The sequence below is a fragment of the Acetatifactor aquisgranensis genome (assembly GCF_943193215.1).
GTDB classification, from domain to species: domain Bacteria; phylum Bacillota; class Clostridia; order Lachnospirales; family Lachnospiraceae; genus Acetatifactor; species Acetatifactor aquisgranensis.
The window spans coordinates 67208-93677 of sequence record NZ_CALPDH010000003.1 but is presented as its reverse complement, the minus strand read 5'-3'; the positions used below and the strand labels follow the sequence as shown (position 1 = coordinate 93677).

The following is a 26470-nucleotide window of genomic DNA, read 5'->3' as shown; positions in this document are numbered from 1 at the left end:
TTCTGTCCTTCTCCTTTTATTTTTTTCCTATATCTCCGGCCGTCCTGCTGATGATGTACTTGGGACGTCCCTTTACTTCCTCATAGATTCTGGCGATATAGTGCCCGATAATCCCCAGACTCAGCATCAGGAAACCGCCTATGACCAGAATCAGGAGGATGACCGTGGTAAAGCCCTCCACTGCAGTTCCCGACAGGTACTTCGCAAATGTCTGGATGAACAGCACGATGCTGAACAGGATGGACACCACCCCCATCACCGTCACCAGCTGCAGCGGCAGAGTGCTGAAAGAGGTGGCGTTGGTGACGGCATACTTCATCAGGCTAAAAGAAGACCATTTGCTCTCCCCGAACTGCCTCTCCCGCACCTCATAGGAGACATACTCCCTGCGGAATCCCGTCCAGAAGCTCAGCGCCCGGAAAAAAGTATTCCGCTCCGGCAGCTGCAGCAGCACATCCACCACTTTCCGGTCCAGCAGCTTGAAATCCGAGGAGGAATTCATGTCCATCTTGATCAGGCAGCTCATGATTTTATAGAACAGGCCCGCGGAAAGCTTATGGGCCAGGCTCTCCCTGCCCCGGCTCTCCTTGATGCCCTCCACCACCTCGGCGCCGCCACGCCACAGTTTCCACATTTCCGGTATCACTTCGGGAGGGTGCTGCAAGTCACAGTCCATCACCACCACGGCATCCCCTTCCGCCAGCTTAAGCCCGGCGAAGATGGCCGCTTCCTTTCCGAAGTTGCGGGAGAACTCTGCCCCTTTGACCCTTGGGTTTTCCCCCGCGGCTTTCTGTATCTGCTCAAAGGTGGCATCCGCGGAGCCGTCGCTTATGAAGATAAGCTCGTAGTCAATGGAATGCCCGGCAAGCAAATCCGACAGTACTTTCGCGGTATTGGGAATATTCTGTTCCTCATTGTAGGCCGGCAGCACAATCGATAATAGCATTCTGTCTCTCCTAATATCAGCGATTCACGTTTTCCGTCTTGACATACATGACCCCGTCGACGACACGGATGGAATCAGGCCCCGGAAAACTGTCCATAGCAATATACTCCTCAGACACATAAATGTCAAGCATGGCCTCCTCAGGCAGGATGTTCAATGTCGCCCCCAGATAATGCCGCATGAACAGCTGATAATTCCTCCCTCTGTACAGCAGGCCGTCCCCGCTCATGCCTATCATATTGGAAGTCACGGGCAGAGTGATGTCCGTCACGGGGAACTGCTCCTCCCCCACCACTCCGATCATGGCAATGGGAATCCCCTGATAGTACCCTTCCGTCTGCTCAATCCTGTCCAGGAGCCTCACGCAGTAGGCGTAGGTCTTCTCATACCGCTTCTGCAGATTGGAATAGGCGATGTTGTCCGTGACGCTGTAGCAGAAGACCAGCGTTCCCGCAGCCGCAAGCCCCAGCCACTCCAGCCAGACACCCGTTTTCATCTTAAAGTCAATGCCGCTGATCAAAGCCACTGCCCCGATTGCGTACAGAACCCACTGATAGCGCATCAGCAGATGGTAATTCACAGAGGGCGAAATCACCAGTATGACATTCGTCACCGCAGGCAACAGCAAAAGCAATAATCCCATTATACCGAAAAGGAGCGGATTCTTCCAGCATTTCCTCCTCCCAATCAGCAAAAACGCCACCATCGCCGCAAGCCCTGCCAGGACACAGCACGCCGCCAGCGAAAAGACATTCTGGAACAACACATTCCCCTTAAATGTAAAGGCAAAAAAGTCGCGGTACATACCAGACACCCCGGCGAGGATTCCCCGGGACAGGAAACCGCCCCCGCCCAGGCCGTCGATTCCCTGATAATGGTCCAGTTCTTTCCCCTGAATCCGCAGGAGCGCCTGCAGAATGACAAAATACAATCCCGCCCCCAGCGCTCCCATATAGAGATAATGCAGAGCGCCTGAAAGCTTTTCCTTAAAAGATACGCCCCCCTCCCCCGCAAGCAGCATCCAGACGGCGAACACTGACAGAATCATGGCAAAGGAAAGGTATCCCTGATAAATCCCCATGCTGAAAGCCAGGCAGAGCGCACCCGGCACAAAGCCCCTTTTCCATCTCTTTACAAAAAGCACCGCCAGCACCGCCAAAAGCAGCGCCAGCATATAGCCGTCCAGTGTATACACATAGGCAAAGGTGGAGGCCAGCGCCGGAAAAGAGACCAGCAGGCCGCTGACGAGCATCACCGCCCAGGTCTTCCTCACCTCCAGAAGCTCGCACAGAGCAGCCGCCGCACACCCCAGAAAGACAAGCCCCAAAATCCCTATCAGCCAGGGCAGCGTATAATAGGAGGAAAAGCCGCAGGCCACTGTCAAAAACCACCTGCCTGAAGTAATCATGTTCTGGTCAAAATACATGCTGTCCAGCCCGTCGTGGTTCGGAATATCCGAGAGCAGGACGGGCATGTGAATCAGCAGCCCCAGCACAAAGCAGGTGAAAAACGCCACTTTCCATTCTTTTCTGATCTTGCGGTATAATGTTCCAAATGCCTGTCCCGGCGCCATTCCTCCCACCACCTTTCTTTTCGGGCCTGCCTTACTCCGTCTCTTCCGGACGCAGCACATCCGCTATCTTCTGCGCGATCCTCTCCCGTCCCGCCTCGTTGGGATGGAGCCCGTCCATCATGCTCTGTTCCCAGTCCTCCCAGCTCTCATGCGGGAAAAAATCATGGTACAAATCCACCGCCTCTACATCCAGCTCCTCCGCAAGGCGCAGCTGGGCATTCACATAATCTTCCAGAACCCCTCCGCCGTTGTCCATCTCCTCACAGGTCAGTTCCCAGGTCGTATACCATGCATACGTGGGCGTAATGAACAGAATCCTTACATCCGGATTCATCCGGCGCAGATCCGCCACGGCGCTGCGCAGCGCTCCCGCAAAAGTATATTCATCATAAGGATCCTCCGGATTTTCAATGGGCGTCCCCCCATGATAATCATTCAGCCCTTTCTCTATCAGCACGATTTCCACCTGTGTGAAATCGATTTCCGCCAGCCCGTCGATAATTGCCGGAAAACGTTCCGTATTACTGGCCCGGATCCTGGCCGATTGCTGTACATCGAAATCCCCGCTGCAGATTGCCTTTGTAAGTCCCACCAGCGACAGGGAGCCCTTTGCGGAATCCAGCCGCCTCTCTGTCTCCAGCCTGGCGGCACAGGTCCCTCCCATTGAGGCATTGTAGACCGACAGATCCAGAAGCTCCGCAAGCCTCTCCGGAATCACTGTCATGTCTCCGATATCCGTAAATACGCTGTCCCCAAGGGCCACCATCTCTACCACCTGCTGCCCTCTCCGGGCACGGCTGCGGAAAGTGGCGGCATACAATGCGGCAAATGCCAAAACGGCGGCAAGCCCGCATAAAAGATTCTTCCTGCCAAGTCTTCTCCTCATCCAACGTTCCTCCAGCGCACCGTCAACATTTTCTTAACAGGGATTTCACGCCGCGCACCAGGAGCTTCAGCCGGTAATACCAGTAGAACCTCACATCCGACCGGCACTGCATGGCGATGAGCCTCCGCTCCTCTTCCCCGATCCGCTCCCGGTAATACCGGTTCTCCTGAAAATGCGGATAGCGTTCCATCATGCCTCTGCGGAGCTCTTTCACAAAAGAGAGTCTCGGGCGCCTGACGCCCTGCAGATAAGAGAACAGCGTAATCACGTAATAAAGCTCCGTATAGCGGAACTCGATTTCCTCGGGATACCGCTCCAGAAAGCCTCGCTTCCCGCACTCTTCATAGAAAATCTCCTCTGCCCGCATCCTGTCCCTGCACCGCTCTTTCGTGATGCGGTGCACTGTGGAGGCATCATGCTGGTAATAGTAGTACAGCGGCTCGTCCACTCGCTCGAAATGGGTGAAATACAGCGACCACAAGGCACCCGCACAATTATCCTCATAAAAAATACCTTCGGGAAAGTCCAGTCCGTTCTCCTTTATGACGCTGTGGCGATAAATTTTTATCACCATGCTGCCAGGGCAAAGCAGAAGTTTTCTGTGCTTTTCTTCGTCCAGAATCCCTGTCTGGTCCGCAGTGTTGTTCTTCACCACCGTACCTGTCTCAAATCCGTGCCGGGACACCAGGCTGTAATCGCAGCCTGCCACATCGGCCCCTGTCTCATCGGCTCTTTTCAGCAGCCGCTCATAAAAATCCGGCGCCACCCAGTCGTCGCTGTCAATGAAACCGATCCACTCCCCCGAGGCGGCTTTCAGCCCCGTATTTTTTGCGCCGCCCTGCTTTCTGTTCACCGGACAGGCAATTACTTTTACCTTATCCGGATATCTTTCCTGATAGGAGCGCAGTATTTCCAGGGATTGGTCCGCGGAGGCGTCGTCCACCGCGATTATCTCTATGTCCTGAACCGTCTGGTTCACCAGCGAATCCATGCAGAAATTCAGTTTTCCCTCTGCGGCCATATTATAGACCGGCACAATGACGCTCAACCGCATTCCGGCTTCTCCTCTGCTCTGTTTCCCGGCTGACATATGCCCGGCCGCCCTGCAGCCTGCCGTACATCCCGGGGCCATATGACTGCGCACCTGTCTTCTCTCTCGTTCAGGCACGGTTCTGCCGCTCCACGGTAATCTTTCCATCCTCAACCCTGTACACCACATCGCATTTCTCAATGGTCTGCAGCCTGTGGGCTATGATTACCAGCGTCTTCCTGCCATGGAGCCTGTTGACGGAATCCATAATGGCCGCCTCCGTGTCATTGTCCAGGGCGGAAGTGGCCTCATCCAGAATCAATACCTCCGGGTCATAGTACAGCGCCCTGGCAATGCCGATCCGCTGCCTCTGTCCGCCGGACAGGCGGATGCCCCGCTCGCCGATCCCGGTATCCAGCCCCTCCGGCAGGGACCTGACAAATTCGTCCAGCCGGGCTTCTTTTAACGCCTCCCAGACCTTTGCCTCATCTATCTCCTCATCATGTACTCCAAAGGCCACGTTCCTGCGGATGGTGTCGTCCAGCATGAAAATCATCTGGGGAATGTATCCGATATTTTTCAGAAAACTACGGTATTTCGTCTTCACGTTCACGCCGTCCGCGTAGATGCCGCCGTTTCTCATCTCCAAAAGCCCCAGCAGCACGTCCACAATGGTGCTTTTCCCCGCGCCGGAGGTACCCACGATCCCCACGGCGGAGCCCACCTCTATGGTCAGGTCCGCATGGTCAAAAATCAGTTTCTCTGTATTCGGGTAGGCGTATGTGATGTCCTTAAGTTCAATGCAGCGCTCCAGAGGGAGCTTCTCCTGCTCATCCGTGGCAAAGGACATGTCCACCTTATTGTCGTCAATCTCATCCTGTAAATTGTCGCTCACTCCCATGAAGAAAGGCTCGAAATAGGCGATGGAATTGATCTGGTTGTTGATGCGGTTCACCGCAGGCAGCAGCACGAAAGCCGCAGCCGCCAAAGTGGAGAGCACTTCCAGCATATTTTCCGTGGAGGTCCCCGTGAGGGTCAGCACGATCATATAGCTCATCATCACGGCGATGCACACGGTCTCGATCATAAGCTTGGGCACATTGTTGTACAGGCTGTAGCGCTGGACGGCGTTCACATAGCCCCTGCCGCATTTCTGGTACTCGTCCACGAAATACTGCTCCTTGCAGATAATCTTGACCTCCTTGATGCCCTGTACGGTCTGGGAGATCCATTTGAAGAGGCTGCTGTAGTAATTCTGATTGTCCTCCCCGGCCTTGTGCATGATGGGTTTCAGCACCTTTTTGATGGCCGCCATCAAAAATACCAGGGCAAAGGCCAGCAGCATGGTCATGACGCCGTTGGTCATCAGACAGTAGCTCACCACGAACAGCGACACCACCCCGTCCGACAGAAGCTGCAGCAGCGCCAGAATCAGCGCGTACATATTGTTCACATCGGAGGTGATGCTCCTCTGTACTACGGCCGTATCTGCATTCAGGTAGAATTCATAGCCCCTGCGCAGATAGTTGCGCAGCATGCGCTCGGAGGTTCGGAACTGATTGGTGTATACAAAGGCGAACGTCCGCTTCTGCTGAACGAACAGGAAAAGATTCTTCACCGCGAAGACCACGATCAGGAGCACCATCACCGTGACGGAAAAACTCCGGAAGTCCCTGCAGCCCAGCATTTCATAAAAATCCCTGACGATTCCGTTCTTTTCCACCGCCTGGGGGTCGATGATCACGCTGACCACCTGCACCAGCAGCCCTACTCCGGCAGTCTGCAGAAAGGCGCCGAACACCATCAGGACCATGAGCCCGGCCATGGCATGTTTCTGCTTTTTATCCAATAGAACATTCAGTTTTCTAATAATCTGCGCCATGGGCCGCCCTCTCCTGTCAGGAATCTTCCTTTCATTGTATCACGTTTTCCCAATTAAGGAATATTTATCATAAACTCTTCAAAAAAATTTAAGAAAATACGCAGAGATAGATGGTATCCCCATGAACGCTCTCCTCTTCGGAAAACAGGACTTTTTCCACTTTCAGGCCATGCTGTTCCAGGGCCGCCAGCGCGCTTTCTTCCTCCACCTCGGGCTTTTTCAATACTATGATTCCGTCTTCCCTTTCCAGTCCGGCCTTGTCCTGCCTGTTCTCAAGTTCCGGGAGCGTAAGGAGCAGCGTCTCCGTGTATCTGGTAAACTCAGACAGATTGTCATAATAGCCCACACCGTCATACAGGCAGATGCACGGGAGGTTTTGATACTGATCCGCCACCTCCAGCTGCCTCCCATAGCCCTGATAGAGGTATTCCCCATCATATGTCGTCACATTGACCGCCCCTAAAAGCAGCGCGGACGCCAGCAGAAAGTATTTTCCATAGGGCTTCAGTGCTGCGAAAAGCCTCGCCCCAAAAAACGCAAGAATCATCGCCGCAAAGGCGAACAGCGGCATAATATAGCGGTCCACCAGATAAGGGGCCATCCTCGCCGTCAACAGGAAATAGCAGCCGCAGGGCGCCAGAAGCATCAGCCAGAATGCCTTGCTCCCCCTATCGGCAGAGGCCTCCGCAAAATCGCCGCCGCTTTTCGGTCCGCCGGTCTGCGCAGTTTCCGCGCCGCCAGGCGCAGCCCCCGATACGCCCGCTGGTGCAGCTTCCAATCCGCGTCTCTTCCGCCGGACAAGCAGCAGACCCGCCGCCAGGCAAAGCAGTATCAAAATACCCGCCGGAACACTGCCGAAACACCTCTCTGACAGCAAGGTGCCGAAAGCAGCCAGTCTGGCTCCATAACCGGAAAATCCCCGGCCCAGATTCCGCAGCGCCTCCGTCCCCCTCCCGCTGGCCAGCACATCCTGTATGGCAAAAGGAAACGCCGCCACGCCGATGACCGCCGCCAGGAACATGCTGCGGATATAAATCTTCAGTTCCCGGTATCGTCTTCTCCCTGCCAGCAGCCCCGCCGTCACCAGGGCCAGCGTAAGGCAGAAGAATAAAAAGAAGTACTGGGTCCAGAATCCCAGAGCCGTCACCGCGATGAGCAGTTTATTTTTCCTTTCAAAACCCTTTTCCAGCCATTTCTTCACATGCAGATAAAAATAGGCCACACAGAAAAAAGTCATCACTCCGTACATGCGGATCAGCAGCGCCGTGGCAATCCCGCCTCCGGACAGCCCGTACAGCAGGCTGGCGCAGATTCCCGCCGTCTTTCCATAGCCCCGGGGCAGAATCCCATGCCTCTCCAGCAGCGCCCCCAGGGCAAAAAAGCACATACAGCAGCCCAATATGGCCAGAATATTGATGGAACAGCCCTGAAAAGGCGCTATGGTATTGCGGAAAAAAGAAGACATGGTATGCAGAAGCATGAAATGCAGCGGGGGATGGTTGTCATCCTTGACGTTGAAATATACAGATAAATACGAAAAAGCATCATCTTTTCCCACAGTCAGATATTCCTGAAATTGCTCCCCGCTGATCCAGACCGGCTCCGGATATACGTCGGCCCTGTACTGCAGCAGCCTGCTGGCCCCTCTGTTGGCGAGCACGTCCTGTACCGTATCCGCCAGATTCGACAGCGTCTCTCCAAAAGACGCTCCCCGAATCTCCTCCTGCACATATTTCGCCAGCCTGCCCACCGGCTGGGTGGGCACGATCCAGGGATTGAATTCCGCGTTGGACAGCTCGAAAGAGAGGAGCTCGTCCATGTGATACCCCTCCTTCTGTGCCACAAAGCAGCAGAGCGCCACTGCCACGCAGATGAGCGCCGCCGCCTGCGCCGCGTATTCCCGGATCCGCGGGCCCGTCTTCCCTATTCCATTTCCGCTCTGATTATTTCCCAATTTACCCATGCTCCTAATTCATCATGAAATATGTCTCGCCCGTCAGGAGTCTCGCGAAAAAATATACTCCGCAGAAGACCTGATAGGCGAACACGCAGCCTGAAACCCCGAAAGCTATCTTATAGAAAAGACCCTGTCCCCTCTTTTTCCAGAGCAGCAGCCACTTTTCAAAACTGATGACGAATACCAGAAAAACAGCAATGCAGTAGCCCCACAGGAAATTCCCGTCCCTGGAGCGGCTGCCCGTCTCCACCAGGCATAACGCCTGCGCAAATCCCACCCCTGTCATGCCCCACACAAAGAGATAACGCTTGTCCCGCCAAAGTTCTTTTACGGAAAACAGAAGAATCACAAGTGGAAAAGCGATAGAGCAGAGAACCGCCAGTTTCGTCCTGTTGGCATGGAGCGAAAAAGTGTACCAGGGCGAAAAGTCGATGCCATGGCCGGTATCCTCCCCGAACAGCACCATATTCTGCCACAGAATCACACCGCAGGCCGGCAGCACTGTGCTCCCCAAAAGGAAGACCTGCTTAAACGGAACCTTTTTCCATAAATCCGTCAAAAGCTTTACCGCAAGCACCGGGGCAAAGACCGTGAGGAAACTTGGCTTGACACCGGTACACACGAACAGGAGCGCCGCAAGCGCCGCCCACTGCCTCACCGTCATCCGCTCCCTGTAGCCCGCCTCCACCTTAATATAATAAATCATAACGGCCAGAGCCAGCGGTTTCATGCACTGATACGTGGAATTATGCCAGATATTGCCGGCCTGGTAGCTTAGATAGCGGTAGTTTCCCGCATATGCCCAGTAAAAAGGCATTACCAGGTTCAGCGCAAGGGCCCCCGCCAGGGTCACCGCATCCGCCCTCTCCCGGCCAGCCAGCAGCCTGAGCAGCTTTTCCGTCAATCCGATGCAGAGCACTGTCATTGCCGCCAGAAAGGCGGCTATCAGCGCCGTGCCCCCTCTGGCCAGGAAATGAAGAATCTGATAAATATACGCCGTAAAGCTGTAATACCAGTCGTCATCCACGATCATGCTGATATGATAGGGCAAATCCGACATGAAATACAGATTATCCTCCACCATGGGCTGAATCGACTGCATATAGAACAGATACAGGCACATGCCCCCATAAACCGCTATCGCAGACCACAAGAGCCAGACCGCGTATTTTTTCTTTTTCCGATTTCTGATTTCCATTTTTTCACATTCTTTCCATAAAAAGGACTATATATGCATTTCTTATGCCATTCTAGCGAACACATCCCCCTTTTGTCAAGCTTAATAGACAATCTTAACTTGTCTTTCTGACAGGGTTGATATAAAATAAGGAAGTAGCTTTCAGGAAAGGAAATCAACCCATGACAGAAAACACGCACGGCCTTACAAAAACAGCCTGCCTGAAAATATTCGCCAAAAGCTTTCTCACAGCGTATGCCCTGTGTACAGTGTTCCATGCCCCTCTGGAACCGGGGCGCTATGAGACTGCCATAGATTATGCGATTGCCTCCATCTATGAATTGCTGGGGGAATATAACCTGAAATTCCTGCTTGTGCTGGTTCTCTCTGCCTTTTGCTATCGCTTTGCGGCCAGGCAGTCCGCGGAAAAGGGATCCGGCAGACATTCCTCCGTAATCCCGGCTGGCTTTTTTGCACTCTGCCTCCTTTTGGGGCAGAGCTATCACGAGGCCGGGGACAGTTCCTATGTTTTAGGCAGCGGCATCAATTTTGTGAAATCTGCTGTCGCTTTCGCAGGCTATGCCTGTCTGTTCCACGCCCTGACGGGACTCGCCTGTCTGGCGCTGGATTCCCATGACTTTAGAAGCGATAAGGAGCATTTTTTCACAAGACATGCTTTCTCCAAGTCATTTTTCATCCTGGCGGCTTCCTATCTGCCTTTCCTGATCCTGGCTTTCCCCGGCAACCTGTGCTGGGATGCCATCGGACAGATAGATCAGGTCATCGGCGATGTAAGCTACAGCACCCACCATCCGCTGTTCCACACCCTGATCATGGGCGGCCTTGTGAAAGCGGGAGAATCGCTTTTCCATTCCCCGGAAATCGGCCTGTTCCTGTACATGCTGCTACAGGACACCATGCTGGCGGCGGCGCTGGCGGCTACGATTGCGGTGCTTTCCGGCCGGGGCGCCCGCTTCTCTCTTCTGCTTGTGCTGCAGCTGCTCTACTGCCTTACACCGGTGTATTCCAACATGGCCTCCACTGCCGTCAAGGACGTGCCCTACGCGTCCTGCGTGATTGTATACTGCATCTGGCTGGCTCTGCTTTTGGAAAAGCCGGAGCGCATCCGAAACAGGAAGTTCATTATTTCGTTCTTTTTTATCCAGCTTGGCGTCATACTGTTCCGCAACAATGGGTTGTATGTGGTACTGCTGTCCGGCATTGCAGGCTTTCTCTTCCTGTTCCGGAAATACGGGCTGCGCGAGAAGATCCTTTGCCTGTTCGCGGCTTTTGGCGGCAGCGTCGTGACCGCGAAGCTGATTCTGGCGCTTCTGGCTTTTATCTGTCATGCCACGCCCGGCAGCCCGGGCGAGATGATGTCCCTGCCTTTCCAGCAGACCGCCCGGTATCTGCAGCTCTATCAGGATGAGATAAGCGATACGGAAAGAGTTTCCATCGAAGCCCTGCTGGGGGATGTGGGCACGGCGGCGGCCAAATATGACCCGGCCAGCGCAGACCCGGTGAAAGCTCTGTTCGACCGGACTGCCTCCGCAAAAGAGCTCATTGCCTATATGAACGCCTGGTTCCAGGGCCTCGTGAAACATCCCGGCACCTATTTCGAAGCCTTTTTCCTCCATGTGTACGGATGGTTCGACCCCGCGGTCAGCAATTCCATCCGCTATGAGGCGGATACCTACGACGCGATCAGGCAGGGCGGCCTGTTCCCTGACGCTGAGAAGCTGCTGATATTCTATTACCGGTTTGCGGGCCGCACCTTGCTTGGCTTTCTTGAAAATACAGGCGCCAGCGTATGGGCCTTGGTTTTCCTGACCTTTTACCAGAAAAGACACAGGCAGCGGGCTGCTGTCTGCGCAGGGGCGCCCCTGTGGGTGAGCCTTTTAATCTGTATGGCCTCGCCCTGCTTCTTCGGCCACCCCAGATACGCTTTTCCTATCCTGTTCACCCTGCCATTCCTGTATGGCTTTACACTGACGCTTGCGCCCGTTTCCGAAGACATGGCGCAGAAATGAGGGAATCATGCAGAAGCAATTCACGAAGAATCATTCCGATATGGCAAAGGGGCTGGCAATCCTGCTCCTGTTGTTCTACCATTTATTTGAGAACGAAGAACTGATAGTATCTCTGGAGGTGAACCATGCGCCATTTTCCCGGGAAGGTTTCCTGCTCTTTTCCGGCTTCGGAAATATCTGTGTGGCCGTATTCGTATTCCTGACCGCTTTCGGTATCGCCACCGGGCTACTGGCCCAAAAGGACGCGCTGCCGGAAGACCTCTTCTGGAAGACCGCCTATAATCAGGCCGCAAAACGGTTCTTTCGCCTGATGCTCAATTTCGCCGTTCTCTATCTGAGTGTGAACCTGCTGTGGTGGTACAAGTTCGATTATCAGTCCCTCTATGGGACGGACAAGCAGGGGATAGTGCTTTTGCTGACCGATGCCCTGGGGCTGTCCATGTTCTTCAATACCCCCACGCTGAATGCCACATGGTGGTATATGGAAATCGCTTATATCCTGATTTTCCTCGTTCCGCTCCTGACATGGCTCACGGCAAAAATCGGCTATCCCATCCTGCTGATTGCCTTTTTCCTGCCCCATGCCGTCACTGTGGAACCGGATCTGCAGCGATATCTGTTCGTGGCGGTCTTCGGCGTCTGCGCCGCCTATGGGAAATGGCCGGATAAGCTGTTGAACCTGAAGCTCCATCCCGCGTTTCAATGGCTGGCAGGAATCGCCGGCTTCATCCTGTGCGTCCTGATCAGGCAGAATTATGTAATACATGCCTATTATGCCCACCTTGTGGATGCCCCTGTGGCCCTGTTCCTGATTTTCCTGGCAGCCGCCCTGCCTGGCTCCCTGCCTGTCCCGGGGCGGGCGCTTGCCTTTGTGGGAAAGCATTCCATGAATATCTATCTGGTGCACACCTTTTTCTATCAGATACTCTGGAGACAGTATATTTACCAGTTCAAATATGCGGGAATCTCTTTCCTGCTCCTTTTGGTATCCTGCATATTATATTCTGTTCTGCTGGAAACTGTAAAAAAGATTACGAAACTGCAGAAACTGCTTTCGCGCTGAAGATGCAAATTATTTTCAGAAAGGAACCGTCATGAAAAAAAGTATGCGTAAATCAATTTCTTTCAAATTCATCCTCCTGTCGCTGCCTGTCATAGCTGTTGTTTTTCTTTTCATAATCTTCAGCAGGCCGGCAGCCCAAAGGGAGGATTACAAAAAAATCGCCTCAGAGGCCTATGATACTGTATTCCTGTCCATGTATCCCATAGACACCTACTCCGAAGCGGATTTTCAGAATTACTATGACCTGACGGCTTTCAAGGCATCCTATTGCATCCCCAGCTTCTCCGTCATGGAACAATACATGAAGCGGATCGCCCGGTCGGGAAACACCATTTTGTCCGTGTATCTCGGCATCCGGCCGGACAAGGTCAGCCTGCAGGAACTGGAGGATTTGATAAATCAATACCCCTCCGTCATCTTTGAGATCATTCTTGCTTATCCGTCTTCAGACTACTGGACCAGTCTCCCGGAAGAAGAATACCAGCAGGTTCTCTCGGACTACTCCGCTTTTCTTCTTGGCGCACCGGAGATTCCAAATTCCCATTTCTTCTTTCCGGGACATTGCGAATGGCTGCTTGCGAATCCGGACAACTATGAAAATCCCTGGCTGGTAAACGAATCCATCGCCAGGACGATTCTTCTGGAAAGCACGATTTTTAACGAGCATTTTGTCGTCCCGGGCAAAGTATCCCTTTTTACAGAGGATTTGGCGGCAGTCACCGGAAAAATGCGGACCGCGCCTGAGAGCTTTCCGGATCTGTCCGGCAAACGCCTGGTCTTCTTCGGGGACAGCGTCATCGGCAATTATACGGACAGCGCCTCCATTCCCGGAGTCGTCGCCGGTCTTTCCGGCGCCTCTGTCTACAACTGCGGCTACGGCGGCAATACCGCTGCGGAATGTCCGGATGCTCTAATCGCCCTGCCCGGCATCGCGAAAGCCTTTGCCGAGAGAAATCTGTCTGCCCTGCCCCAGGAAACCCAGGTATATCGGGGGGTCTCTTCTTATCTGTCAGAAAATCCCCCTGATTCCCCTGATGAGAATCTGTGCTTTGTCATAAATTACGGACTCAATGATTATTTTCTCGGGCTCACTGTCTCTTCTGAAGAGAATCCCATGGACACTGCCACCTATCGCGGCGCTATCCGCACCGCGGTGGATACCCTGCTGACCAGCTTCCCCAATGCCCAGATTATCCTGTGCACCCCTTCCTACTGTCACTATTATCAGGATGGCACAGAACCCCATGGAGACGGGAAGTATGTCCTGAAAGACTATGTGGATTCTGTCCTGTCTCTCTCAGAAGAACTTCAAGTGGATGTTCTGGATACTTATCATGATTTGGGAGTGGACAGCGGCAATTGGAACCAGTATCTTCCGGATCAGGTGCATCCTGACGCCGCTTACCGTTACCTTATCGGGAAAAGCCTGATCCGCCTGATCCGCTGAGCTCAGGGAATCTCATACAGAACCATTTCTCCGTCACCGTACAGCAGCCTGCAGCCGGTCTCTTCGCACAGCCGCTCTATCTCACCGCCTGCAGGCCCCAGCAGATAACGGCTCTTTAGGGACTCCGCATTCTCTATCACATAATCCCGCGTACAGCAGCTGATTCCAAAACCCTCCGGCAGCGCATACAATAGCTGCCAGGTAGTGTACACAGGGGCATCTTCCACCATGTCGCTCTGGGTCCATATGACTACATTTTCGTAGTTCGGCGTATTTTCCTCCTCCAGCACAAGAGATTCGGAAAAAACAGCCTGCCATTCCTCCAGAGAAACCCGGATTTCCTCCTGCAGGTAAGCCACCTGATAATCATAAGGGTCTGTGGCCCTGTAGATATACAGATACGCAAAGACCGCTCCCAGGCACAGCGCTTTCACATGGAATCTCGCCTCCACCAGCGGAATCAGGAACACCGCTGCTGCCATGAACGTCAGCAGATGCCTGCTGCCCTCAATGGTTTTGTACATCAAAAGCAGCGCCGGCAGCATGGCCAGAAAGCAAAACGCCAGATGGCATCTGACCGCCATGCAGCTTCCGGCCACATTCCTGCGGGAACGCCGTCCGGCATACCACTCCTCCGCGCACTGTACCGCCAATACGAAAAGGCAGATCAGGTACCCCGCATAGATGGCCCCTGTAGTATTCACCGCGCGGATTCCCTGTTTCGCGTAGGCGATATATTCCTGTCCTTTCGTCAGCAGTTTCGCAAATGTGAACCGCAGACCGCCCACAAATCCCTGCCGGAAAAAAGCCTCTATCCAGTCCGTAAAAAACAGCGGCGTCAGATATTCCGCGCCAAGATAATGCTTGATGCAGGCATATATGCCAAGCGTCACTCCCATGACCAGCAAAGACCCCAAAGCGCTCAGCCATTTTCCAAGGCATGTCCGTTCCCTGCTGATCCAAAAGTAAGCCGGAAGCAGCAGGAACAAAGCCAGATATGGCCGCATGAGGGTCATGGTACATGACATGAGAAACAACACTGCGATTTTATAGTCTTTCCTGCGCCGCAGATAACTGACTGCCAGGGAATAGAAAAGAATCAGCATGACAAAACAGAGCGCCTCCGGCATCCCGGAAAGCATGTACCGCGCGAAGTTATTATACAGGCAGAACAGAAAAGCCACGGCTCCAAGCTGTTTCCAGGAGGGCTTCACAAGCCATACATACAAAAAACAGGCAAGGGACAGCAGCACGATATTGCATATCACCGGCGAAGACAGGTTCCAGCCGAACAGCAGCCCCCAGATGACCCACGGAAATACCAGCACAGGGCTCCAGGCCGCAAAAGAGAGTTTCAGCGCGTGGCTCTCATTGAAGCCGAAGTATCCCTGAGGATACCCATGGCTCAGGATTCCCTCCACCTGCTTATAGTAGAACAGCTCGTCATTCCACTGCGAAGAGGGCAGATAGACCTCCCCGATCCAATGTCCCTGTGCCCCGCAGTATGCCGCACAGCATACCAGAGGCAGCAGCAGAAGCAGCAGCGACTTTATGAGCGTGACATACCTTTCTTCTCTTTTCCACCAATCCAAGAATCTCTCCATCCGGATCCCTCCGTCACTCATCCATGTTGATTTTTTCCCGAATGACATACTGCGGGGAATTGTTCAGGCTGATGTAGATGCGTCCGATATACTCTCCTATCAGCCCCAGCATCAGCATGATCATGCCGCCGAAGAACACAAGCGCCGACATCAGAGAGCTGAAGCCCATAGGCACGTCAGGGTTCAGCAGCCGCTTGATAATGGTATAAAAACCGTACAGGAATCCCGCCGCCGCGCTGATTGCCCCCAAAGCGGTGGCAATCCTGAGAGGCTTCACCGAAAAGGCGGTAAAGCCATTGAACCACAGCGCAAACAGTTTCTTGAAAGTATAGCCGGAAGAGCCCTCTTCCCTCTCCCTGTGATCCACAGGCACATTGGCGATATTTCTGGTGGCCCTCAGCACCAGCCCGATGATATACGGATAGGAATTCTCATAGCGGATCATATCCTCCACCACGAACCGCTTCACCGCAAAATAGCTGGAGATGTACAGCTCCGCAGGCTTGCCCAGCATGGAGCGGGTCATCCGCTCGTTCACCCTGCTGCCCAGATTCCGGAATGCGGAATGCTGCTTATGGTCATAGCTGGCATACACGGCGTCATAGCCCTCTTCCAGCTTCAGGATCAGCTTGTCCACCTCATTTGCCGGAGTCTGCCCATCGTCGTCCAGACATACCACATAGTCCCCGTCCGAATACCGCAGTCCCGCCATCAGCGCGGAATGCTGCCCGAAATTTTTGGCGAAATCGATTCCCCTTATATTCTCATGGGTCTCGCAAAGCCTGCGGATAGTCCCCAGCGTATCGTCAGGGGAGCAGTCGTTCACCAGGAACACGTCATACCGGTACTGCTCCATCGTCTGCATCTTTTCTTCAATTTCCGCTATCACATGGGGAAGCGTATGCTCCGAGTGATAGCAGGGAATCACAAAGCTGATTTTCTTCATCTGTCCTGCCACTCCTTATTCTTTCCTGCCCTGGCGGGAATAAAGCGCCGCGCGTTCATTTCCCACGATTTTTCCGTATCCCATTGCAATACATTTTGCCTCAATCGGGCCGCCGGGCACCACGCAGATATATCTGCTTTTTAAATTTCCGAACTGCTCCATGCAATAATCGGATGTGCAGCAGCTGATGCCGAAGCCCGCAGGCAGCGAGTACAGATACTGCCAGCCTGTATATGCCGTGCCCCCCTGCACTTCATCCGACAACACCCATATGACGACATTGTCATAATTCGGCCTCTCATCCCCGGTCAGGGCAAGTTCCCTTCCTGCCGCTTCGTTCCACAGCTCCATTTCCGCTGTTATGGCCGGCTCCGCAAAATCCGGCTCATAGGCCTCAAAGCCGGCTCCGCGGTAGAAAAAGAAATAGGCGAACACTGCTCCCGTCAGGATGGCCTTTTTCAGATATACTGTCCGCATCCTGCTGACCACAAATATGCCCACTGCCAAGAAAGTCAGCAGATGCTTGCATCCGTCAAAAAAGTTGTACATCAAAAGCTGTGCCCCCAGCATTCCCAGAAAGGCAAACGCCAGATGCCCCTCCAAAGCCAGCTGCCCGGAAAGCTCCCCGCAGTCCTGCCCCCTTTTCCTGTCTCTGCGCAAAACCGCAAAATCACAAAACCACTGATACAAAAGCAGCAGGAACAGGAAGATATAGCAGCAGAAGATAGCTCCGGCCGCCAGCCCGCTTACCGCCCCCTGGCGCATATGCCCCAAAAACTGCATTCCTGAATAATACAGGGAACCAAAAAAGTTCCGCAGGCCGCCCAGCAGTCCCTTTTCAAAAAAGGCAGTCAGCCAATCCATATAAAAAAGCGGTTCCAGATACTCTGCCGCCAGAAAATGGTTCACCCATCCGTAAATCCCCAGCACTGCCGCTATGATGGCCGCAGAGCCCAGGATGCCCCTCCGCCCTGCGGCAATGCCATGCAGGAGGCGTTTCCATCCTTTCAGCTCCGGTCTGCGCGCTCTCTGTGCCGCGCCGGATCTGACTGTCCAGAAATAAGCCGGAAGGAACAAAAAGAGCAGCAGATAAGGCCGCATCAAAGTGAGCAGCCCTGCCAGCCCGAACATCGCCGCCAGCGGCACGGCCCTCCCCCTGCGCAGATAAGCCGCCGCCAGCCCATAGAAGACTATCAGCATGCTGATACAGCCAATCTCAGGCATGCCGCAGAGCATGTACCAGGAAAAGGGCATGTACAGGAAGAACAGAAACGTCAGGATGCCAATCTGTTTCCAGTCCGGCTTCGCCAACAGGCCGAACAAAAGCATGGCTGCCGTCAGCAGAAAAATATTGCACAGGACAGGCGATAGCAGGTTCCAGCCGAACGCCAGGCCCCACAGTACCCAGGGCAGCACCAGAACCGGACTCCACGCGGCAAAGGAAAGCTTCAGGGCATGGCTTTCATTAAACCCGAAATAACCCTGCGGATAGCCGTACTGCAGGATTGCCTCCACCTGTTTATAATAAATCAACTCATCATTGCGCTCAGAGGCGGGCAGATAGATCTGGCCGATACTCTGCCCTTTCGCGGCGCAGTAGACCAGACATGCAATGACGGGCAGACATGCCAGAATCACCGCTTTCAGGCATGTCGTCCGCTCACGTTTCCACCACTTCCTCAACCGATTCTCCTTCATCCTAACCTCCCTGCCGCTCTGCCGGCGCCTCCCGCTATGCTTCTGCCGGATTCAGCGCCGCCATCCAGATGATGTCGCAGTATTTCCCGTCGATGCGCACATCATCTCTCAGGCAGGCCTCCCGCACGAATCCTGCCTTTTCATAGCTGCGGATGGCCTGCCCATTGTGGGCCAGGGCCCGCAGATAGACGCGGTGCAGCCCCGCTTCCTCAAAACAGTACCGGAGCATCAGCCTGGCCGCGGCAGTGCCTATCCCTCTGCCCCTGGCCGCAGCCTCGCCGATAAAGATACCGTACTCCGCTTTGTTGTGCTGCCTGTCGATATCCCGGACGTATACGCTTCCGAGAGGCCTGTCCGTGGCAAGATCGCAGATAATCGTCTGCACTACCTTTCCCGTCTCTACCATATTCTTAATCCAGCTCTCATGTCCCTGTCTGGTGAACAGTTCCTGATAGATGAAGTTCTTCCGCACAGCGTCGCTGTTGCGCCAGGCCACTATCAAATCCGTATCCTCATAAGTCATCAGGCGCAGGTAAATGCCTGCATCCCTGGCGATATATTCTCTCATGTATAACGCTCCTCTTTCGTCCGCTTAACGGAATTCATTGCACAGCTCTATCACCCTGTCTACTTCGTCCTCCCGCATCTCGGGGAACAGCGGCAAGGTCACGCACCGCTTGGCCAGCCGCTCCGCATTGGGGCAGTCCCCTTTCCGGTACCCTAAGTGGGCATAGGCTTTCTGCAGATGGCAGGGCACAGGATAGTGCCTGTTGCACTCCACATCCGCGTCCGCCATATACTGTATGAATCTGTCCCGCTCCTCCACCTGGATGACGAACAGATGGAAGACCGTCTCGGTATTCTGAGGATGGGCCTGCATCTGAATCAGGGGATTGGCGATTTCCCTGATATAGCGCCTGCCGATTTCCTGCCGCCTCCTGGTCCACTGGGGCAGAAGTCTAAGCCCCACGGACAGAACAGCGCCCTGGAGCCCCTCCAGACGATAATTATATCCGATTTCATCATGATAATAGGTCACATCGCAGCCCTGGTTCTTCAGCCGGGTCATATGCCTGTAATAGGACTCCTCCTTACAGGTGACACTGCCGCCCTCCCCGAAAGCATAGAGGTTCTTGCCGGGATAGAAGCTGAAGCAGGCGATATCCCCCAGAGAGCCCACGTTCTTTCCCTCAAATTTCGCGCCATGCGCCTGTGCACAGTCCTCCGCCACGAATAACCCGTGCCTGTCAGCGACCTCCCTTGCCCCCGCGTAATCAAAGGGCTGACCATACAGGTGGACGCCAAGGATTCCCTTGGTCCTGGAAGTGATCTTCGCCTCCAGCAGGTCAGTATCCAACTCCCAGGTATCCGGCGTACAGTCCGCGAACACCGGTATGGCCCCGGTATAGCTGACTCCCCATGCCGTGGCGATATAAGTGTTGGCCGGTACGATGACTTCATCCCCGGGCCCTACGCCAAGGGCGAGCATGGCCAGGTGCAGCGCCGAAGTGCCGTTGTTCACGCCACAGGCATAAGGCACTCCCACATAATCCGCGAATTCCCTGTCAAAGGCATCCGCGTATTTCCCGCCGGAAAAGGCTGTATCCTGGCAGACTCTCTCGATTGCCTCCCGGTATTCTGCCTGATGGGCAGCATAATCTCTTGTCAAATCAATTCGTTTAATATGTGCGCTCACATCCAATTCCTTTCCCTATATATTCTTCTTGATGTAAAATTCCCGGAACAATCTGGCAATCTGTGCCATATAGTTGATAACTGTCCTGAATATTTTGACTGTCGTATTGTAGTCTTCCTGCCATTCCACAGGATAGTCCAGTATATTCACGCCCCGCTTTTCCGCCCGCAGCAGGAATTCAATCATATAGAACCAGCCATTGTCCTGACTGCAGCCCTCCACCAAAGACAGCGCCGTCTCCCGCCGCAGGAAAGTGAAGCCGCAGATGGCATCCGTGGACTTCATCCGCAGGAAAAGCTTCAGCAAAATAAGCAGGCCCTGGGATGTGATTCTCCGGTACCATTTCCGGCCTTTCGTGTCAGATTCCCGGGCGAAACGGCTGCCATTGATATAGGCGACCTCCGGCCTGTCTTTAAAAATCCGGATGGCCTCCCCCAGATGCCGTATATTGGTGGACAGATCAATGTCCATATAGCCCACGATTTCACCGTCGGATTTTTCCACGCCCCTGCGGAACGCCGCGCCAACGCCCCGGACGGAAATCCTCTCATATTTCACGGCCTCGTACCTTTCACAAAGTCCCTGCGCGATCAGCGGAGTCTCGTCCTCGGATCCATTGTCCACGATGATGATTTCATAGTCGCGGAAGCCGATGGATTCCAGGTACTCCACAGTGCGCACCACGCCGCTCTCCAGCCGCAGCCTTTCATTCAGCACAGGAAAAATAATCGTCCATTTCATTATGTCAGCTTCTCCACCCCTTCTATCACATAACGCTGCCGCTTAAATCCCATATTCAAAAGCACGGACAGGTATTTCAAAATCAATGTCAGCATCACTGACATCATGAAAAAGCCAAAGGACATCAGCGACATAATGGACAGCCAGCCCTCTACGGGACGGTTCCTGCTGAAAACGGAATAGACCAGATAGCCGAACATAATCAGCAAAGCCCCCAGCAGCACCACGCTCACAGCCAGGGAAAGCTTTTCCAGCACATTAGTGAAGATGATGATCGTGTCAGTAGCAAGCGCCCTCCTGTTTCCCCACTCCTCGCTGTTTTTATGTTTTTTCGCCAATTCTTTATTGTCATAATGTATTGTATCTACTTTCAGCCCGCAGTTCATATACATGGCTTTCCGGTATGGGATGTACGTATTCATCTGGTTCACCCGGTTGACAGCCCGTCTGGAAATCAGGCGGAAACGCTCCTGCCCAATCTTCTCCCGGAACCGGTTCCCCCAGTTATAGACCAGATAAAACAGCCTGGAGCTCAGCGGAATCCCGAACCTGGGCGCCGCCGCCACCACATCCACGCCCTCCAGGGCCCTGTGATATACATCCATGATAAGAGAAGGGGCAAAATCCGGTTCGCAGGTATCGAACTCAAACAAAAAATCCCCCACCGCCAGATCTCTTCCGGCATTCATGGCGCTTTCCGTTCCCTGATAGAAGCTTAAGTTAATCAGGCTGACTACAGGCTTGTCTGATTCCTCCTCCAGAAAAGCTCTTACCTGCTCCACCGTGTCGTCCACGCAGCCGTCATTGACACAAACAATCTCGTATTTTTCAAAGTTCTCCCGCATCACACCGCACACCAGTTCCAGGAAATCCCTGATCCGTTTTCCTTCATTGTGGAGATATATCACGCAGGACACAAAATTCTTTTCCTTATTCTGCAGCATCTTTCCCTCAGCATTCTATTCTTGATTATTTTTCATCCAGGAACTCATCCAGGTCATAGACTGTGTTGATTTTACCTGACAGCACGCTTAAGAAAACGGGCTGGCGGGTGGCATACCGGATGACGGTAGGCCTGGAATCGTCTATCTCGGAAGCCTTTAAAATAGGCTTCATGGAGAACAGCGATTTCTCATATGTGAACTGATATTCCTCTCTGACATACTTTCCTGCCAGAGCGGCCATATACTCCCAGGCGCTTTTCGGTCTGTTCTCACAGGCATCGCAATTTCCCAGCCACCTCCCGCAGCTTCCTCCTTCCATGCAGGAGAACCGCGGCACGGTCTCATGGCTTGTCTTATGGGGTGTAAAGGTGACAGAGGTCAGGGAATGGTATCCTGTCTTCCCGAAAGGCATAATAGAGAAGAAAGGGCCGTCCATCACCGTCAGGCCGATATCCCGCAGACGGTCATTCACTTTGCACAGAATAATCTCGCATAACTCATATTTAATCGGAAATGTCTCAAAAGGGGCATCCGCCTCTGCCAGCTGCAGCACCTGATTCACGGAAGCGTAGGTGGCGTTCAGCACAAAGGGGGCCTCATACCGCTCTTCCTTTCCCTGATACAGGGCATGGATTTCATACCGGTCCTCCCTTTTCACGATGCGTGTAATCTCCCTGCCGCAGAGAAGCTCCACGCCTTTTTGCCCCTCCAGCTCTTCCAGGAAAAAATCCCTCAGTATATGGGCATCATAGGTATATTCCTCTGTCAGGAAAGCCCCGTCGCAGCTTCCCTCCTTAAAGTACCGCTCCACCGGCAGGGCCTCACAGGGAATCCCCGCGTCCCGGCAAAATTTGACGAATTCCTTTGCATCCGTCCAGGAAAAATGCCTGGAGGTGGCATATACCTGCTGAAACCGTGAGTGGATACAGAATGAATAATCCTCCACGAACCGCTTGAAATAGCCTGCGCTCTTCTGGGCCGTGGCCAGGGAACGGGGATAATGATAGCCCATATGCACTCTGGCCTGATTGATATACGTGGCTCTGGAAAATGGCGTTTCGTCCATCTCCAGCACCACGACTCGCTGCCCCTTTCTCACGCAGTGGAGGGCCGAATATAAGCCATACAGACCGGCTCCGATTATGATTTTATCTGCCATTTAATCTTTCTTCCCTCTCTTTTCGGCGCTGACTTTCGTCAATCTGTATTCAAAATCCCGTTTATCCTTTGCCGCCATGACCTCCAGAATCATACCCGCAAAGAATGACTGGATTCCCGCCAGGACCATGAATCCGCAGACGATCAGCGTAGGGAAACGCGGCACCAGCCCTGTCACCAGATATTCTCTGAGGATGGGAAACATGAACAGCAGCGCGGCCGCCACCAAAATCAGGCAGAACGCCCCGAAAAAGCGGAAAGGCCTGTAATTCCGGTACAGCTGCAGCATTTTCCGGATGACCCGCAGCCCGTCGCTGTAGGTATTCAGCTTGGACACGCTGCCCTCCGGGCGGTCTCTGTACTCCACCACCACATTTTCCACCTGCATATGATAATTCACCGCATGGATGGTCATCTCTGTCTCTATCTCAAATCCTTTGGAGAACACGGGGAAAGTCTTCACGAACTCATAGCTGAAAGCCCTGTAGCCTGTCATGATGTCCTTGATGTCCGTATGGAACAGGCTGTTGATGCCTGCCCGCATGAGGCTGTTGCCAAAATTGTGGAAAGGGCGCTTGTTCTCCGTAAAATAGGTGGAGGAAAGCCTGTCGCCCACCACCATATCCGCCCCGTGCTCCAGCACTTTGTCCGCCATCTCTCTGGCGCTGTTCAGCGGATAGGTGTCATCCCCGTCAATCATCAGATAGCATTCCGCGTCGATTTCCCGGAACATCCTGCGGATCACATTCCCCTTGCCCTGTTTATGCTCATAGCGTATTACCGCCCCCTGGGCCTTTGCCAGCTCCACGGTTCTGTCAGTGGAATTATTGTCATAGACATAGACCACGGCCTCCGGTAAAGCCTCTCTCACATCGCTTACCACCTTTGCGATGGTCTGTTCCTCGTTATAACAGGGAATCAATACTGCTATTTTATCCATCTGGCACTGCCCTTTCTTCCGCTTTGCGGAACTTGTGCAACAGGAACCGCTTCGCGAACCCTGTCATTTCGTACAACAGGAACCGCTTCGCGAACCCTGTCATTCTGTACAACAGGAACCGCTTCGCGAACCCTGGCATTCTGTACAACAGGAACCGCTTCGCGAACCCTGTTGTCTTGTATTATAGCATGTCCCGCTTTTGTCGGCCACTCTTTTTATGGCTTTCCCTTTGCCATCTCAGTAATAAGTCCCTCCAAGGAACATGTCCCGGAAATAGAACACCCCGCAGACCACATGGCAAAAATAGGCCAGCCACTGAATCAGGAGCGATATGCTCCACGCCTTTTCCTTTGCGGTGGACCGCACCAGCAGCAGCAGGGACCCGAAATGGCAGAAAAAGATTCCGTACATATAGCCCCAGGAAAAATTAAAGTCCACCTTTCGGAATCCTTTTTCATATAGAAAGAACGCTTCCGCGAAGCTTATCAGATACAGCAGCCACGAGAACCGCAGTAAAGTATCCTTCCGGCATTCCCTGTAATTCAGCGTGAGTACCGCCAGCGGGAATCCGACAGCCAGACAGATGCCCAGCGGAATATTGTCGCAGTAGTCCGCCCAGACCTCCCCAAAGCAGAAGCCCAGCCCCCGCTCCTGTTCTCCCTCGGACACGAACACGCCCTTGTACTGATACAGCAGGTCAAGGAATGTGGGGATAAAGCAAAGCCCCAGCTGCACTGTGGGAACAAAATTCCGGAATCCCGACCGGAACAGTCTGTACAGCATCAGCAGACCTGCCGCGCTTACCAACACCAGCGTAAAGCTGGGCTTCGTCATCGTCGCCGCCAGCAGGAAAAGCGAAAACAGGAGATAATCCTTTTTTGTCCCGCCTTTCTCATATACGGGCAGCAGCCTCACGAACCATAAAAACGCCAGAATCGCAAAGGGCCTGGCCGCCATATAGGTGGCATTGTGGAAAGGATTCGCCGAGAACACTCCCACATACCGGAACTTGATTCCCGGCAGGTAAATGCCCCCTGGCGGGTACAGCATGGAAATGAAAAAGAGGGATACCGCCAGCAGGCTGAGAATAATCCGGGCCGCTTCCCCGCGGATCCTCGCCGCCAGCTCAGGCAGCGCCAGATAGTTGAAAGCCAGCTTTGTCACCACCATCCCCAGCCCGTTCAGCAGCATGGCAGCTATGGCCACGGACAGGGCCGGAGACGCGAACAGGTGAACCAGAGCCGCCAGCTTGAAAAATACAGGGTAGGGAAAGCTATAGCCGCTTTCCAGGCCCTGCATTTCCAGAATATATGCCTCCATATCAGAGTCCACATTCCACTGGGTCTGTCCGTAAAACAGATACAGCGTGACCGCCGATACCGCTGCCAGCAGTACCGCGAACACCGCCGCGTCTATGATACGGTTCCTCCTCTGATTCTTCTCTTCTGCACGATTCATGTCCTTGTTCCTTCCAGCATTGCGCTTATCCCTTCCATTATCTCCGGTAATGCGCGACTATCTTCTTCACAGCCGAAATGACATCCTCCGCGTCCGCATCCGTCATGCCGTAGAACAGAGGAAGGCTCATCACTTCCTCATAATATTTCTCCGCGTTGGGGCAGATTCCCTTTTCATATCCCAGCTTCTCATAATAGGAATGCCAATAAACCGGCAGATAATGCACCTGGGAGTAAATATTTTCCGCCCGCAGCGCGTCGAAAAACTGGCGTCTGTCACAGTTCAGCGCCTCCGGCTTCAGGCGCAGGATATACAGATGCCGCACCGTATCCGATTCCGGTATCTCCCGCTGCACAAAAATCTCCGGCATCTCCGCAAAGGCCGCGTCATATCCGGCCACGATTTCTTTCCTGCGTGCCGCGAACTTCTCCAGCTTTCCGAACTGGCTCACAAGCAGCGCCGCCTGGATGTCAGTCATCCGATAGTTGAAGCCCAGCTCCACCTGCTCATTATACCACAGGGCATCTGTGGGGTGTACCATTTCTTCCCGGCTGCGGGTAATGCCATGGGCGCGCAGGCGCAGCAGCCTGCGGTACAGCTTTTCGTCATTTGTGGTAACGGCCCCGCCCTCGCCGGCGGTAATCGTCTTCACCGGGTGGAAGCTGAAGCAGGTCATGTCCGCGATGCTGCCGATGGGCCTGCCCTGATATCTGGTACCGATGGCGTGGGCCGCATCCTCAATCAGCGTCAGGCCATATCTGCGGCAGATGCTCCCGATCGCGTTATGCTCAACAGATTGACCGGTATAGTCAACCGCCACGATTCCCTTGGTGCGGGGCGTAATCAGCTTCTCGATGGATGCCGGGTCAATATTATAGGTCTCGGGATTGATGTCCGCGAACACCGGCTTCGCGCCGCAGTACAGGATGCAGTTGGCCGAGGCCGCAAATGTGATGGGGCTGACGATGACTTCGTCCCCCTCCTGAAATCCTGCCGTCAGCGCGGCCAGATGAAGCGCCGCGGTTCCATTGCTCACCGCCACGGCGTATTCCGCGCCCGTGACCTCGCAAATCTTCTCCTCCACTGCCTGAATCTTCGGGCCGCAGGTCAGATTATCGCTCCGCAGCGTCTCTGCCACTGCTTTGATATCATCCTCGTCGATATATTGTCTTCCATAGCCAAGAGGCGTCTCCCTCACCGGAATCCCGCCGAATATCGCCAATCGCTCCATTTACAGCATCTCCTTTGCCCTGTCTGCCCGCGAAAAGCCGCGTCCATCAAGGCATTTCATTTT

22 protein-coding genes are annotated in these 26470 nt (G+C 53.8%); 3 read left to right on the top strand and 19 right to left on the bottom strand.

The window, feature by feature from the left end; translation table 11 throughout:
* Window positions 1-16 precede the first annotated feature (16 nt).
* The 7 genes from NFS35_RS03465 to NFS35_RS03435 form a co-directional block, all read right to left on the bottom strand.
* Entirely contained in the window at window positions 17-946 is a 930-nt protein-coding gene (locus tag NFS35_RS03465) for a glycosyltransferase family 2 protein (protein WP_251205754.1), read from the bottom strand.
* A gap of 16 nt (window positions 947-962) precedes the next feature.
* On the bottom strand, window positions 963-2519 hold the full coding sequence (locus NFS35_RS03460; RefSeq protein WP_251205753.1) for a glucosyltransferase domain-containing protein: 1557 nt from the start codon (window positions 2517-2519) through the stop codon (window positions 963-965).
* 31 nt (window positions 2520-2550) lie between these two features.
* Entirely contained in the window at window positions 2551-3405 is an 855-nt protein-coding gene (locus NFS35_RS03455; RefSeq protein ID WP_251205752.1) for an SGNH/GDSL hydrolase family protein, read from the bottom strand.
* 22 nt (window positions 3406-3427) lie between these two features.
* Window positions 3428-4537: a glycosyltransferase gene (locus NFS35_RS03450; RefSeq protein ID WP_251205751.1), complete on the bottom strand. Its 1110-nt coding sequence runs from the start codon at window positions 4535-4537 to the stop codon at window positions 3428-3430.
* A gap of 28 nt (window positions 4538-4565) precedes the next feature.
* On the bottom strand, window positions 4566-6317 hold the full coding sequence (locus NFS35_RS03445; RefSeq protein WP_251205750.1) for an ABC transporter ATP-binding protein: 1752 nt from the start codon (window positions 6315-6317) through the stop codon (window positions 4566-4568).
* A gap of 88 nt (window positions 6318-6405) precedes the next feature.
* Entirely contained in the window at window positions 6406-8271 is a 1866-nt protein-coding gene (locus NFS35_RS03440) for a hypothetical protein (protein ID WP_251205749.1), read from the bottom strand.
* Window positions 8272-8284: 13 nt separating this feature from the next.
* Window positions 8285-9472, bottom strand: a complete 1188-nt coding sequence (locus NFS35_RS03435) for a hypothetical protein (protein WP_251205748.1) — start codon at window positions 9470-9472, stop codon at window positions 8285-8287.
* A 161-nt stretch (window positions 9473-9633) separates the two neighbouring features.
* On the opposite strand from NFS35_RS03435, the gene NFS35_RS03430 reads away from it, so the two are divergent.
* The 3 genes from NFS35_RS03430 to NFS35_RS03420 are packed head-to-tail and all read left to right on the top strand — an operon-like array spanning window position 9634 to window position 13991.
* A complete protein-coding gene (locus tag NFS35_RS03430) occupies window positions 9634-11481 on the top strand; it encodes a DUF6020 family protein (protein ID WP_251205747.1) in 1848 nt (615 codons plus the stop codon).
* A gap of 7 nt (window positions 11482-11488) precedes the next feature.
* A complete protein-coding gene (locus NFS35_RS03425) occupies window positions 11489-12544 on the top strand; it encodes an acyltransferase family protein (protein WP_251205746.1) in 1056 nt (351 codons plus the stop codon).
* A gap of 43 nt (window positions 12545-12587) precedes the next feature.
* A complete protein-coding gene (locus tag NFS35_RS03420; protein WP_251205745.1) occupies window positions 12588-13991 on the top strand; it encodes an SGNH/GDSL hydrolase family protein in 1404 nt (467 codons plus the stop codon).
* Window positions 13992-13993: 2 nt separating this feature from the next.
* Here NFS35_RS03420 and NFS35_RS03415 read toward each other — a convergent pair whose 3' ends face one another.
* From NFS35_RS03415 to pseC, 12 genes are all read right to left on the bottom strand, one after another.
* A complete protein-coding gene (locus NFS35_RS03415; protein WP_251205744.1) occupies window positions 13994-15595 on the bottom strand; it encodes a hypothetical protein in 1602 nt (533 codons plus the stop codon).
* A gap of 13 nt (window positions 15596-15608) precedes the next feature.
* Entirely contained in the window at window positions 15609-16541 is a 933-nt protein-coding gene (locus tag NFS35_RS03410; RefSeq protein ID WP_251205743.1) for a glycosyltransferase family 2 protein, read from the bottom strand.
* Window positions 16542-16556: 15 nt separating this feature from the next.
* Window positions 16557-18239 (bottom strand): hypothetical protein, encoded by a 1683-nt coding sequence (locus NFS35_RS03405; protein ID WP_251205742.1) that lies wholly within the window; start codon window positions 18237-18239, stop codon window positions 16557-16559.
* 34 nt (window positions 18240-18273) lie between these two features.
* Window positions 18274-18807, bottom strand: a complete 534-nt coding sequence (locus tag NFS35_RS03400) for a GNAT family N-acetyltransferase (protein WP_251205741.1) — start codon at window positions 18805-18807, stop codon at window positions 18274-18276.
* 24 nt (window positions 18808-18831) lie between these two features.
* Entirely contained in the window at window positions 18832-19935 is a 1104-nt protein-coding gene (locus NFS35_RS03395; protein ID WP_251205740.1) for a DegT/DnrJ/EryC1/StrS family aminotransferase, read from the bottom strand.
* A 15-nt stretch (window positions 19936-19950) separates the two neighbouring features.
* Window positions 19951-20676: a glycosyltransferase gene (locus NFS35_RS03390; protein ID WP_251205739.1), complete on the bottom strand. Its 726-nt coding sequence runs from the start codon at window positions 20674-20676 to the stop codon at window positions 19951-19953.
* A complete protein-coding gene (locus NFS35_RS03385) occupies window positions 20676-21620 on the bottom strand; it encodes a glycosyltransferase (protein ID WP_251205738.1) in 945 nt (314 codons plus the stop codon). The genes NFS35_RS03390 and NFS35_RS03385 overlap by 1 nt, the downstream gene beginning before the upstream one ends.
* Window positions 21621-21645: 25 nt before the next feature.
* Complete coding sequence (locus NFS35_RS03380) at window positions 21646-22779, bottom strand: FAD-dependent oxidoreductase (RefSeq protein ID WP_251205737.1); 1134 nt, start codon at window positions 22777-22779, stop codon at window positions 21646-21648.
* Entirely contained in the window at window positions 22780-23718 is a 939-nt protein-coding gene (locus tag NFS35_RS03375) for a glycosyltransferase family 2 protein (RefSeq protein WP_251205736.1), read from the bottom strand. It lies immediately after the preceding gene.
* The gene (locus NFS35_RS03370; protein ID WP_251205735.1) at window positions 23711-23866 is read right to left on the bottom strand and encodes a hypothetical protein; all 156 of its coding nucleotides are present in this window, start codon (window positions 23864-23866) and stop codon (window positions 23711-23713) included. Before NFS35_RS03370 ends, NFS35_RS03375 begins: the two co-directional genes overlap by 8 nt.
* An 89-nt stretch (window positions 23867-23955) precedes the next feature.
* Window positions 23956-25176, bottom strand: coding sequence for a hypothetical protein (locus tag NFS35_RS03365; RefSeq protein ID WP_251205734.1), 1221 nt, complete (start codon window positions 25174-25176; stop codon window positions 23956-23958).
* A 37-nt stretch (window positions 25177-25213) separates the two neighbouring features.
* Window positions 25214-26407 carry a UDP-4-amino-4,6-dideoxy-N-acetyl-beta-L-altrosamine transaminase gene (pseC, locus tag NFS35_RS03360; RefSeq protein ID WP_251205733.1) on the bottom strand — a complete coding sequence of 398 codons (1194 nt, stop codon included), beginning with the start codon at window positions 26405-26407 and terminating at the stop codon, window positions 25214-25216.
* Between the last annotated feature and the right edge of the window lie 63 nt (window positions 26408-26470).